This window comes from Pseudomaricurvus hydrocarbonicus, assembly GCF_011602365.1.
Lineage (GTDB): Bacteria > Pseudomonadota > Gammaproteobacteria > Pseudomonadales > Cellvibrionaceae > Pseudomaricurvus > Pseudomaricurvus hydrocarbonicus.
Genome location: NZ_JAAONZ010000003.1, coordinates 340,343 through 353,854, shown reverse-complemented (window position 1 = coordinate 353,854; position 13,512 = coordinate 340,343). Strand labels below are relative to the sequence as shown.

Here is a 13,512-nt window from a genome sequence, read left to right as displayed (position 1 = left end):
AACCACAACCCGAGCTCACTAAATTAATTAAGTGTCAACTTTACTAACCGGCGACAGCGGTTGAGTCCAACTCTTTGTTAGTTCCTCTTGCTCTGATACAGAGTAGATATAGGAGGGTGGCATCGTGTAAAAACCCTCTCTTTGCATTTTGCGAAAATCCGTATCGAGCGGAAATAAGCAACAATTACCACTTCGATCGCAGACAATTCTATAGAAAAATCCGTAGAACTTTTGCAGAAACTCATGGATTTCATCGAAAAACTCCTCATAAGCTTCAATATATACCGTACTTGGTTGAGCTTTTTTTAGCATTAAAGCAGCCCCTTTAATAGCTGCCAGCTCAGCACCCTCGACATCAACTTTAAATAAATCAAAATTCTTATCTTGAAAAACCTCATCGATTGTCACAACTTCAACTGGTACCAATTGAGAGCCTTTGAATACTTCCGGAAATTTTTCAACAATTTTACCACTTAGAGTGGAGCCCTGGTTGTGCGCTGTTGACACTCTTAATTGCATTGAGCCCGATTCATCGCTAAGAGCTTTCTCATGAATAAAGAGTTGCTCTCCACGACAGTTGGCCTTCAGCCTTTCTGTTAATCGTGGGTCTGGCTCAAAACCATGAATTTCCTTTGCTCCCGAAATTTTGGCCAAGAGGCATGTGAACCCAATATTTGCTCCCGCATCTAGAACTATATGACCAGGTTTGACAAAGCGGCTTAGTACCCATAAGTCCATTCCTAGTGGGCCAGTAACTTTATTCCTCTTTATGTATTCAAAATAGCTACGCTCATGTCTCCACTTTAGATCAAGTTTTAGTGAATGTCCTGCAAACGAAATTACTACATTGCGAGGATAAAAAGCAGACATAAATCGATTAATCATGATGCTCGGCATTCTCATTAGCTTACGCACTGCTTATTCCTTGTCGGTGATATTTTGTGGGGTGGATTATTAATAGTGATCAAGCAACTATTACCGCAACTTACCAATGACTTGCTTGGCTTTTGTTGTCGTTACGAGCAGCTCTCATCAGGGTGTATTACATCGAAATAACGGCTGTCACAACCAGCTACTTATGAATCCATCATTGTTTATTTTGGGGAGGCCATAGATTCAAATGAGCTTCTAAAAAAACTTTTAGTTATTTCTATACTCAGATCTTCTTTAGAAAAATAATCAACATCCAACAAATATCGAATGATAAATTTTGATAGCCTATCACCTGTCAACTGCGAATAAATGGACTCCCCTAAAAACTCAACATCTTTCCCCAGGATAACAGCCATCAAGCCAACAGAAGAGTTTATAGTTACCACCTTATCTGACTCATAAACTAATTCAAGAGTGTCCCCTTTGCTCAAAAGTGTTCCATCACAATAATTTACTTGATGGCAAATATCACGCACATGATCAACATCAGTTTCCGCCGGGTGCAGTTTCACAAGTAATTCTAGAGAAGCACTTTTAGCCATTTCACTAGCGATTTTAATCCCCTCTATATTCCCTATGCTGCTATTTAAAGTTAATTGCGTATCATTATTGACCTGACAAGGAAATAGCAAATAGGGCTTTACAATACGTACATCTCTAGTCTCCGCTACTATCGACTTTCGCATTACTTTGCTCAAACCTCTAGAAACATATGATTTATTACTCTGATCAAGTACTCTAAAGAAACAAAACCCAACCCAGTCAATTAAATACTCAAACCGAAACTTAGATGCAAGCGCAGCCTGTTTTGGTCTCAAGCAAGAACTTAGGTAGCCCGACTTCCATCGCTCAAATTCTTCGTAATCAACCTCAACCTCATCCAATATCCCAATGTTTTTATAAAGTAGTGATTTGGCATTTACACCTTCTGGGTCAATAAATATTTTTCCCGGAATATTCGCAAGCTCAAAAAATAGAGTTTCCACAGATCTATCTTTTGCACAATCCGCTATAGCTTTGGCCACACTGGAAGAACCGTTAAATATAAAGCACTTCTTAACATATCTATTGGCGAAAACCCTATCAGCAAAACAATACGAGACCGTATACAATTTTGAAGCCATCGATTCATCTTGATAGCCAGCTTTGACTTCATGAAAAGAAGACCAATCTTGATTTATAACTTCGAATTTTAAAATATCAACATCACTGACAACATGAGCATCTATTTTTTTTAATCTTGATTTAAAGTACACCGAGTATGACGCAGTAATTATTGACACACGGTAACCACAACCCGTTATTGCATCAAAGAACCTTGAAAAGAATCCATACCGCTCAAGATTATCAATATAAAAAACCACAGACTGCCTTAGATCCATGACTTACGACCAAACAACCTTTTAAAATCTCCAAAAAATGTTTGCAACGTTGTGTATTTCACAAAGTCACGAATGTTTATTCTTTCTTTTTCCGCCAATACCAACCGCATTCTTTGTCTCTTGATTTGTCTTCTATTCATGTATGGCTTATATCGCTCAAAGAAGACCTTAAATCCATCAAGCTTTTTGGATTGGTTGCTAATTCTTGGCCTCATCAATGATTTATCGACTACCATACTAGGATTAGCGGTTCTAATTGCTACTTTATATTTCAAAATGAGCTTCATCCACATATCGTAATCCTGGCAAGCAGGCAAGTTTGGATCAAATAGACCTACCTCTTTAAACTTATACGTCTCCGTAAAGACTTGATTGGTCGCGCAGTTTTCTAGCAACATATCTTCGAGTTGAATTTTTTCTTTCCGATACTTAGTAAACTTTCTTTCTTTATTATCAAACTCTAAAATCTCATCACTACAAACAAATGCCAATTCCGGACTGTAATTTTCTAATAAGTTTTCTACCCTATCAGGCAAAAAATAGTCATCGTCATCTAAGCCGGTTATATACTGGCCGGCGGATGACTCAACAGCTAAATTTCGAGCAGCATTGGCACCTTTTATGCGCCCATGAAAAAAGCATCGATAAGAACTTTTTCCAATCCCAGCCAAATATTTATCAATATTATAAATGTCACTATCAACAACAATGATGATTTCAATATTCTGATAAGTTTGAGCCATTACCGACTCAACAGCTCTTCTCAACAAAGGTGAATCACCCCTAGTAGGAATATAAACTGTAACCAAACCTTGGTTCATAAATCACTACTCAAAGAACAAATTAAACAATGTAAAGAATTATACGATCGGCTTTTACATGAAGGCCAACCACTTTCAGGAACCAACGCGCTGCTTAACTCAAAAAAATTTTTTCTTCCTTTTACACACATCGTCCCTTCAATTGACAGTTGAAACTATTCTGACAAGGTCTTTCTCGCAGCAACATCCACTTTTCAGCAATGAAAACCTTATGCTTTTCAGATACGTTAAGACCATTCCCCTACTTTCCCGCTTTAGCTAGTATAGCTTGATTAAAGTTTCCCACTCATAAAACCAATGTTCTAACAAACACATTATCATCGTAACAATATCTTTATTTTTAAATTTAAACCAAGCGCCATGACCTATCAGTACACATCGAAAGCAACGGGGTCAATAGGGATCAACCTTTCACCACTCGACTTGCAATAACGCCTCCAGATCTACCCGCCTTACACTAGAACATATAAGTCCAACCAAATAAAACACACGCATCATCAACTCAAACCAATCAAATTTTTTTTAATCCTTTGCGCTCTTTTCTTTCTTTTCCTTGATACTATTTCTCTAATCAACGAACTTGGCAACAACGGATGTAAAACCATATAAACAAGTGCTACTAGCGCTGAAGCCAACAATTTTGGTCGATCCTCTGTGCCGTCGACCCCATTTATAAAGGTTTTAAATGAAAGTGAATAATTACCATAAAATGCTAACAACTTTACTCGATCACTCGATTTTTCTAAAGTAAACTTAAGTTCATTAAATTTATTACAGAGATACTTTTTCTGAACATCCTGTAAAGGGTTCCCCCCCTCATCCCTCAGCATGTGCAGGGCCAACGCAACATCCGCAGCAAAACCATTTACACTAGCATTTAAAGTCTGAGTAAATGACTCACCATGTTGCCTATAGTGGTATAGCGGGACTGGTAAATTCTCACATTTCCAATGTTCTAATACTTTCAAATACCAATCTATATCTTCTGCACCAACCCGAGAAAATATAGGGTTATACACTCCAATACTTTCAAGTACCTGTTTTCTGACCATGATGCTAGCACCACAAAAAAGAGCCGTTTCACCACGGTTAAGTCTTTTCCTGATTTCCGTATCACTCATTGGGTAACGGGATAATTGCGTCGCACCAGAACTTAAATGCTTTTTACTTTGACTGCCACACAACATCAGCTCAACATCTTGCTCAAATTTGTTCACCAATCTTTCAATTCTATCAGGTCCACTCCAGTCATCCGCATCCTGAAATGTTATAAATTCACCTCGGCAATAATCAAAAAGTTTGTTTACTGTATTTAAATAGCCAAGGTTTTGGCTGTTCTGATAAATACGAATTCGATCATCTTTAACGTTTTTTATAACAGATAAGCTTGTATCTATCGAAGCGTCATCACACAACAACACTTCTAAATTAGTATAGCTTTGCCTGAGAATACTACTTAAAGCTTGTGAAATATATTTTTCGCAATTGTATACGGGGATAATGACTGAAACTAAAGGGTAATTCTTCACGCAAACACCTAAGTCCTTGTTAACTGCAACACTTGCCAAAGAGTCTCAACGCTCCTAAATACCATCTAGCCTACTTCTAAAATACATTTTCTTCTACCGGACTCGCTTATCCGTCAAATATTTTCTTATATGATTCTGAAGTACTCTCCCACGTCAAACCCAATTCATCTACCCACCTCTTACTATAATCACTTGATCTAATTTTACCCACAGACTGGAGCCTATCATTGGCCAACAGTAATGATTTAGTAATCATTGATACATCACCATATTCATACATATAAGAACAAGGTGAACCAACCAATAGCTCTCGTACGCCTTTAACATTAGAAGCAACTACCGGCAACCCTACGGCCAAAGCCTCCATCACCACAGTAGACCTACCTTCTTGGGAGCTACAAACTAAAAAAATATCATGTGCAGCAAACACATCCTCAAGGGACTCATGCGGCAATACACCTTTAAAAAAAACATACTCCTGAAGCCCTAACCTTTGCACCAACGCCTGTAACTCACAACTTAGCTCCCCACCACCCACAACACTTAACGTGAATTTATGACCTGATTTCTTTAATTCATCTACAGCAAAAACTGCATGATCAACTGACTTAGATTTAATCAATGAAGAAACCATCAGAATTTTTGTCACTTTAGCTTCGCCATCGCACACTGGCTTCTTTCTTAGAAACTTATCGCTCACACCATTACTAATGAACCGTATCGACCCCCTATATTTAGGGAAACGCCGCTGTAATGCGCCTGCCATTTCAGACCCAACACAAACAACGGCTTTACTAAAAAAACATAAGATTTTAAATAAAAAACCATGTACGCTACTATTTAATATGTTTCTAGAGTCCTCGCCATGTAAAGTGACAACTAATTGCCTGCCAAACAAAAAGACTGGTAATACTGCCACAAGCCCAGAAACAGCCCAATTTGCCTGTACAAAATCGAATTTTCTAACCCTTGCGCAGATCGAGTAAAAAAAACCCAGCAAAAAAAATGGAACCATAAACCATAAATATGGCTTTCTTTTTAATGCCGCAGGAATCCCGCCCTCCTCCTGCGCCAGAACCTCAAAACCTTTAAAGAAATAACGAAATTCCTCTACTTTAAAGCAACCCTGATCAGGCGACTTGATCAACCCACCTCGAACCGACGGAGCCAACACGGTAACGTTATATTTTTTCGATATTTCCGAAGCAAAACTCTCAACAAAGGCCCCTGATGAAAGGTTCTTAGAATTAGGATAAGAGGTTGTTAATATTAAAAGGTTTTTCATTCGTCATTTTTTTTGAATGTAGACAATTGATATACCAAGGATGATATTTGCTCCGATATCAGCCCCATCAAAAAAATCAGCAATGAGGAAACAAAGAGTATTGCCGACATATTTGTAAATTCACCAGAAACAGAAAATGTATAAAAATATCTGATGAGTCCCAATATAAAAACAATGAAGCTTAACGGAACAAACATTTTCAATGGTGAATATAGCGTACCCACCTTAAATATAATTAGTAAGAAGCGAATCCCGTCACGTACAAGATTAATGTGGCTTTTACCAATACGCTTTTTAACTAAGATGGGGACATATGCCACTGGATAACCGGCTCTAAAAAAAGCCATCGTACTTGTCGTGGGATAGGAAAATCCATTAGGTAAAAGACTGAGAAATTCACGAAATTTACTCGCTCTGACTGCTCGAAATCCTGATGTCAAATCCTCAACATTCTGACCAGTTATATAACTTGCTAATGTATTGTAAAATTTATTAGCTGCCCCTCTCCCGGCATTCGCTTGCCCGTCTCGTCCTCGGGCTCCAACAACCATATCAAAGCCTTCATCCAACTTTTCCAGCAAGCTAGAAATATCACTCGGTGAATGCTGCCCATCTCCATCCATAAACACTACAATATCACCACTGGCTGCCCGAAAACCTGTTTTAATCGCGGCACCATTGCCCATTGAATAAGGCTTTCTAATGACTTTAGCCCCCGCATCTTCTGCCAAAGACGCTGTATCATCAGAAGACCCATCACAAACAACAATCAACTCAGCGCCAACAAACAACTTTTTTATTTCCAGCACAACCTCTTTAATAACTGCGGATTCATCTTTTGCAGGAATTACAATACTAATTGACATCAACACTTTCCTTAAAGTCTGGGCTAGCACTCTCAATCTCATCCAGCTTAGCTTGAGCACTCCGTATCCACTGAAGTTTTTTATCATACTCGCTTCTGCGCGGCTCCATTAAACCCCAAGCACTATTTTCTGACCGATCTTTAGCTGTCTGGAGAAATTTCACTGCCAGATCCAATTCACCCATCATAAGATATAAATTTGATAATCGTACAGCCGAGCTTGCACTAGGAGTCCTGCGATCAACATTTACAAAGCGTAATAAAGCAGAATTATAATCACCTTTTACGATATAAAGCTCACCACTTTTAATGGATATTGCCGACAATAGCGACCGCTTAAATCGAGCATTTGATAGTAAGGGCATCTCATCTACCAGTTTCTGCATAGGCGCCGCCAGATCTTGACAGTGGCCATCAATCATCATTTGAAAAAGTAATGTAGTAGTGGTTCTGAATGAGTTAGTCGCTTTATGCTCCTCCGTTCGCTTAATCAAATCATCCACATCATATCGATAAGCCTTTTCTGCACTGCAGGAAAAGATCAATGACATAATTGGAAAACTCAAGTCCTGAGGGAATTCACGATAACCCTCATCCAATTCAAGTAGAGCTTCCTCATACATGCCATTTACTGCAAGCATTTGCGCATAACTTCTTCTAGCTCTTGGAGACTCTGGATGCTCTGCCGCCCAAATAGGTATTAATCGATCAGCAGAGCTCCACTCGTTAGCATAACCATAGGTTGACATACCAAGAATAAGCAACAAACCTGGAGCAATGCCCCAAAATGCGCCAGACACATTACTTGCCATAGCCTGCAAGGCAGCAAAAAGCACAATCGCCACACCCAATACTGACAAATAATTTCTGTGCTCAAAATAAAGCTCTAACGGTACCGTTGTCGACTCAATTAAATGCCCAGCTAAAAACCATAAAACACCAAAGCTAAATAAGGGCCAAGTCTTTCTTTTCAGTACTGCTACAAATATCAGAGCTAATATCATCAACATAGACGTGAGCACTACAGGATTACTTATACTGCTATAAATTGGGTAATCATCATGAAACAACCCTAGCCCATAAACCTTCATACTCAGAATTTGAAGTAAATAATCCTTTAAGATAACAGGCTCTGTGAGTATTCGTTCATAAAAACTAAAATCACGATGACCATATGAAGCCATCCATTTAGGCAGATTCAATAAATACATTACTAGGCTCGCAGCAGGAATGCCGAGAACAATTCTACGCCACCACTTAAAATTCGCAGATTCAAATTTATTGGAGAAAAAAGTGAACTCTATTACCAACAAATATACTGGCAACAACACACCAGTCTCTTTGGATAACGAGGCTAAAACCGTAAACATCCCTGCCGAGAATGTCATTATAACTAAGCTTAATACTGTTAAATCCGGGTACTTAACACGAATATAACAATGCAAAAAAACACCTATAGCTATAAATAGCGCAGCTAACAAGGTCATACGCTGAACAACGTACATTACCGATGACACCTGCATAGGATGAAGCAGGAAAAACCCGACGGCTAATATTGCCAGCCATTCGGAGGATCGACGAGGCATAACTTGTAATAACATTAGCCTAAGGCCTGAAAATAACACCACTCCAGTCAATAGATGTATCAAAAGATTTGTAGGTTTGAAAGCATCAGGAGCCGATGGCCATGCATTATCATTGATCAAAAATGAAAGCATCGACAGCGGCCTCCCCAGCGGCCCAGCATTACCCAAACCAAGGTATCGACGCACGTCCTCAAAAGTTTCTACACCACCCGTCAGCGCATTTAAATTACTAAAATCATCCAAAAGGAAGGGGCCATTTACAGCCGGCTGATACGCCCACCAACAAAAAACGAGCAATAACAACAAGCTTGCAGCAACACCACGCTGTATATTCAACATCTTTAACACTCAAAAATTGAGACAAAAAAACCACAAAAAAAAGCCCCCTTAAGGGGGCTTTTTTCACAAACTTAACTACTAACGACAGTTCGCAGGGCGATACTTCGCTGGCAAAGTACCTAAGGTACAATCAACTTGAACACCATTAGTGCTGCCATTCACTTTATAAATAAAGGTTGTTGTGTCAGCACCAGTCCCTAAATTTTCCAAAGTGTACGTCAGAGCAATTCCGTCAGTACCACTAACTTCAAAGCCAATACCGCTAACATATTTGCTCTGAGTGGCATCATCATTAATGCCAGCCGCATCAGTTGTAGCAGGCATCGAACCCTGACTAATGTAGTACTCGGCCACATTTGTGCGCGCAGAACTAGCCATTACCAGCACTTCACTGACTTTTGCACGGATAGTGTAATCCTGGTAAGCAGGGATAGCCACCGCTGCCAAAATACCGATAATCGCAACAACGATCATCAATTCAATCAAGGTAAAACCTTTTTGCACTTGAGCTTTCATAGTAAGCCACTCCTAAAGTTATCGTTAAATCCATACCAAATTGCATATGCACATTACTAAAGGCAAAACATGTGCCAACGCATTAAAGCTACCATTTCCCTACCTAATCCACTCTGTTAGACCTCCGCCCCCAACCGAAAAATCAAAATCCAGTCATAAAGTGACGATTTGCGTCACCACCATTCTCTTCAGTCTCAACAAAACTGTCGCCAAGTCTTACAAATCACTAAAAAATAGTGTTAGATTTATAAAAAAAGTTTTAAGCAACAATTGGTTAGGGGCTAAAACTCAATACAACGTGAAGACGCTGCCTGTTTAGCCCTTTAAAAAACCCATACGGACTTATTATGAATGCACCAACAGTGCCATTAAGCGGTTTGGCCCGCCGCTTAGTCTCCGACGGCATCGTCAATGAAGACACCGCCAGAACAGCTCAAAAAAGCGCCAAAAGCCAAAAAACCTCTTTTGTGACGGAGTTGATCAAAGGTCACGACGCATCCCCAAGCGCCATCGCCAATGCTGCCTCCGATGAGTTCGGTACTCCCATTTTTGATTTAAGCAGTATTATCACTTCCGCACTGCCAACCGGACTGGTCGACTTAAAGCTGTTGAGCAAGCATCAGGCGCTCCCCCTGTTCCGCCGCGGCAATCGTCTATTTATAGGTCTGGCAGACCCTACCAACCTGCACGCCCTGGATGAAATCAAGTTCAACACCGGACTCAATACGGACGCCATTCTGGTAGAGGCCGACAAGCTGGAACAGGGGCTTGAAGCCTACCTGAACACTCAGGAAGAAAACATTGGTGATTCATTGGGAGGTCTCGACGATGAGGCCCTGGACTCTCTGGATGTTGAAGCAGTTGACGACAGCGGCAAAATGGACGATCGGGATACTGCCGATGTCGACGAAGCCCCTATTGTTAAATTCATTAACAAGGTCTTGTTGGATGCCATCAAAAAAGGGGCCTCCGATATTCACTTTGAGCCCTATGAAAGATCCTATCGGGTACGGTTTCGCACAGATGGCATTCTGGAAGAAGTTGCCAGACCCCCTACAGCTTTAGCCACACGCCTGGCTGCACGTTTAAAAGTCATGTCGCAGATGGACATCTCTGAACGCCGGGTCCCTCAGGATGGCCGCATTAAGCTCAAAATCACCAAAACCCGAGCGATTGATTTCCGGGTCAACACCCTGCCCACCCTGTTTGGCGAAAAAGTGGTTTTGCGGATTCTCGACCCCAGCAGCGCCAAACTGGGTATTGATGCACTCGGCTACGAAGACAATCAAAAGAAGCTGTTTCTGGATGCGTTACAACAGCCGCAAGGCATGATTCTGGTTACCGGCCCGACCGGCTCCGGTAAAACCGTTTCCCTTTACACAGGCCTGAACATCCTTAACACCATTGAGCGCAATATCTCTACCGCCGAAGAACCGGTAGAAATCAATCTTGAAGGTATTAATCAGGTCAACGTGAACAACAAGGTGGGGCTCACCTTCGCTGAAGCGCTGCGGTCCTTCCTGCGACAAGACCCTGACATTGTCATGGTGGGGGAGATCCGGGATCTGGAGACCGCCGAGATTGGCATTAAGGCTGCGCAAACCGGTCACCTGGTACTATCTACCCTACACACCAACAGCGCCCCTGAAACATTGACCCGATTGCTTAATATGGGCGTGCCGGCCTTTAACGTGGCCACGACCGTGAGCTTAATTATTGCTCAACGACTCGCTCGTCGACTCTGTAACCACTGCAAAAAGCCCGCAACCGACATCCCTGACGAGATTTTATCCGAGGAAGGCTTTGATAATATTGGCATTCCCCGGGAAGAATTCCAATTATTCCACCCCGTAGGCTGCTCACATTGCTCTAAAGGCTATAAAGGCCGTGTTGGGGTCTATGAAGTGGTTCGCATCACTGACACAATATCCCGCATTATAATGGAGGGGGGCAATGCGATTCAGATTGCCGACGCCGCCCGAGATGCCGGCTTCAATAATTTACGAATATCTGCCTTGCGTAAGGCTGCGCAAGGATTGACCAGCCTAGAAGAAGCCAACCGAGTGACCAAGGATTAAGCATTATGGCGACCGCAGCAAGCACCAGCGTTTTTGTTTACAAAGGTATCGATAAAAAAGGTGCCAAGGTCCAGGGAGAGATCAGCGGCGTCAGCTCAGCACTGGTGAAAGCCCAGTTAATGAAGCAAGGTGTTAATGCCAAAAGCGTCAAGAAAAAGGCCAAACCGATGTTTGGAGGTGGAGGTAAGGCCATCACACCACAGGATATCGCCATTTTTACTCGCCAAATGGCCACCATGATGAAAGCTGGCGTTCCGCTGGTGCAAAGCTTTGACATTGTTGCGGAAGGCGTGGATAACGCCAAAATGCGAACTTTAATTTTGTCGATCCGCGAAGAGGTTGCTGCCGGCACCAGCTTTGCAACCGCGCTGGAAAAACACCCCAAATATTTTGACGATTTATTTTGCAATCTAGTTAATTCGGGCGAACAATCCGGTGCCCTCGAAACCATGCTAGACCGTATTGCCACCTATAAAGAAAAAACAGAAGCCATTAAAGCCAAAATCAAAAAGGCAATGACATACCCGATTATGGTCGTGGTAGTAGCCGTAATCGTTACAGCCATTCTATTAATTAAAGTGGTTCCTCAGTTTGCCGAAACCTTCAGCAGTTTTGGCGCTGATTTACCGGCGTTTACGCTATTCGTACTGGCTATTTCTGAAGCCGTGCAGAAATGGTGGTTTATTATTTTAATCGGTATTATAGGTAGTGTCTTTGTACTGCGCGAATTAAATCAACGCAGCAAACCCTTTTCTGAAGCCGTCGACAAGCTCATGCTAAAACTGCCGATTATTGGCCTCATCGTCTATAACTCTATCGTGGCCCGCTTCGCCCGCACCCTGTCTACCACCTTTGCCGCTGGGGTCCCCCTGATTGATGCACTGGAGTCGGTGGCTGGCGCTACCGGCAACTCGGTCTACGAACAGGCGACGCTACGTGTAAGAGATGAGGTGTCAACGGGTATACAGCTGAATTCTTCGTTACGCGCCACCGGCATCTTCCCATCCATGCTGCTGCAAATGACTGCTATTGGTGAAGAATCCGGCGCACTGGATGAAATGCTCGAAAAAGTGGCGAACTACTACGAAGAAATGGTCGATAACTTGGTCGATAGCTTAACCTCGATGCTGGAGCCATTGATTATGTCAGTTCTGGGAGTTTTAGTCGGCGGCCTGATGATCGCTATGTACTTACCAATCTTCCAGATTGGTCAGGTTGTTTAATCTTTTTATAGGCTCAGCCCCAAAACATTACCTCTGAGTAAAGTTCAATCAAATCAATAAAAGAGTTATACATGAATGCAGAATCTTTGGCCGGCGACTACGCCGGCTTTTTTATTGCCCTCACCACACTGCTTGGCCTGGTCATCGGCAGCTTTCTCAATGTGGTCATCCACCGTATTCCCATCATGATGCAAAAAGAATGGAAGCGGGATTGCTGTGAGCTGCTGGCAATTGAGAGTCAGCAAGAGGACGGTACATACAATCTCCTCAAACCGGACTCGCACTGCCCCAAATGCAAGACCCCAATCAAGCCCTGGCAGAACATCCCTATCCTCAGCTTTCTGCTGTTGAAAGGTAAATGCAACCAGTGCTCGGAGCCCATCAGCGCGCGCTACCCGCTGGTTGAACTGGTGACTGGGCTTCTGAGCGGCTACATCGCCTTCAGTCTCGGCTACTCTGCCGTCGCCATCGCCGCCCTGCTGCTCACCTGGACCTTGATTGCCCTCACCATGATTGATGTGGACCATCAGCTGCTGCCAGACAATCTTACCCTGCCGCTGCTGTGGCTCGGCATTCTGGTCAATACCCAGGGCCTGTTTACTGACTTGCAGTCGTCCGTGATCGGCGCCATCGCCGGTTATCTGGTGCTGTGGAGTGTATTTTGGCTGTTTAAGATACTTACCGGCAAGGAAGGCATGGGCTATGGGGATTTCAAACTGTTAGCCGCGCTGGGGGCCTGGATGGGCTGGCAGGCGCTGCCGCTAATCATTATTCTGTCGTCACTGGTCGGGGCAGTGATTGGTGTCGCGGGAATTTTGATTCAGGGTCGGGACAAGAATGTCCCCATTCCCTTCGGGCCTTATCTGGCCATTGCCGGCTGGATTGCGCTGATGTGGGGTGATCAAATTACCCAGGGGTATTTGCGCATTGCGGGGTTTCAAAACTAGAAACTAGA

General features: G+C 42.5%; 11 protein-coding genes. 3 read left to right on the top strand and 8 right to left on the bottom strand.

Translation table 11 applies throughout. The features are described 5' to 3' along the window. Positions 1-27: 27 nt before the first annotated feature. From G8770_RS06065 to G8770_RS06030, 8 genes are all read right to left on the bottom strand, one after another. On the bottom strand, positions 28-915 hold the full coding sequence (locus G8770_RS06065) for an FkbM family methyltransferase (protein ID WP_167183253.1): 888 nt from the start codon (positions 913-915) through the stop codon (positions 28-30). 179 nt (positions 916-1,094) lie between these two features. Beyond that, positions 1,095-2,297, bottom strand: a complete 1,203-nt coding sequence (locus G8770_RS24510) for a capsular polysaccharide export protein, LipB/KpsS family (protein WP_167183250.1) — start codon at positions 2,295-2,297, stop codon at positions 1,095-1,097. Between the two features lie 8 nt (positions 2,298-2,305). Then, a complete protein-coding gene (locus tag G8770_RS06055) occupies positions 2,306-3,136 on the bottom strand; it encodes a glycosyltransferase (RefSeq protein ID WP_167183247.1) in 831 nt (276 codons plus the stop codon). A 497-nt stretch (positions 3,137-3,633) separates the two neighbouring features. Further along, positions 3,634-4,704, bottom strand: coding sequence for a glycosyltransferase family 2 protein (locus G8770_RS06050; RefSeq protein ID WP_167183243.1), 1,071 nt, complete (start codon positions 4,702-4,704; stop codon positions 3,634-3,636). Between the two features lie 67 nt (positions 4,705-4,771). After that, entirely contained in the window at positions 4,772-5,950 is a 1,179-nt protein-coding gene (locus G8770_RS06045) for a glycosyltransferase family 4 protein (RefSeq protein ID WP_167183240.1), read from the bottom strand. Next, the gene (locus G8770_RS06040) at positions 5,947-6,816 is read right to left on the bottom strand and encodes a glycosyltransferase family 2 protein (RefSeq protein WP_167183237.1); all 870 of its coding nucleotides are present in this window, start codon (positions 6,814-6,816) and stop codon (positions 5,947-5,949) included. Before G8770_RS06040 ends, G8770_RS06045 begins: the two co-directional genes overlap by 4 nt. Then, on the bottom strand, positions 6,806-8,740 hold the full coding sequence (locus G8770_RS06035; protein ID WP_167183234.1) for a tetratricopeptide repeat protein: 1,935 nt from the start codon (positions 8,738-8,740) through the stop codon (positions 6,806-6,808). The genes G8770_RS06040 and G8770_RS06035 overlap by 11 nt, the downstream gene beginning before the upstream one ends. A 78-nt stretch (positions 8,741-8,818) precedes the next feature. Next, positions 8,819-9,256 carry a pilin gene (locus G8770_RS06030; protein WP_167183231.1) on the bottom strand — a complete coding sequence of 146 codons (438 nt, stop codon included), beginning with the start codon at positions 9,254-9,256 and terminating at the stop codon, positions 8,819-8,821. Positions 9,257-9,603: 347 nt separating this feature from the next. Between G8770_RS06030 and pilB the strand changes: the two genes are divergently transcribed. The 3 genes from pilB (at position 9,604) to G8770_RS06015 (ending at position 13,504) form a co-directional block, all read left to right on the top strand. Next, entirely contained in the window at positions 9,604-11,334 is a 1,731-nt protein-coding gene (gene pilB / locus G8770_RS06025) for a type IV-A pilus assembly ATPase PilB (protein ID WP_167183228.1), read from the top strand. Positions 11,335-11,339: 5 nt separating this feature from the next. Then, positions 11,340-12,557: a type II secretion system F family protein gene (locus G8770_RS06020; RefSeq protein ID WP_167183225.1), complete on the top strand. Its 1,218-nt coding sequence runs from the start codon at positions 11,340-11,342 to the stop codon at positions 12,555-12,557. A gap of 71 nt (positions 12,558-12,628) precedes the next feature. Then, the gene (locus G8770_RS06015; protein ID WP_167183221.1) at positions 12,629-13,504 is read left to right on the top strand and encodes a prepilin peptidase; all 876 of its coding nucleotides are present in this window, start codon (positions 12,629-12,631) and stop codon (positions 13,502-13,504) included. The last annotated feature ends 8 nt before the right edge of the window (positions 13,505-13,512 follow it).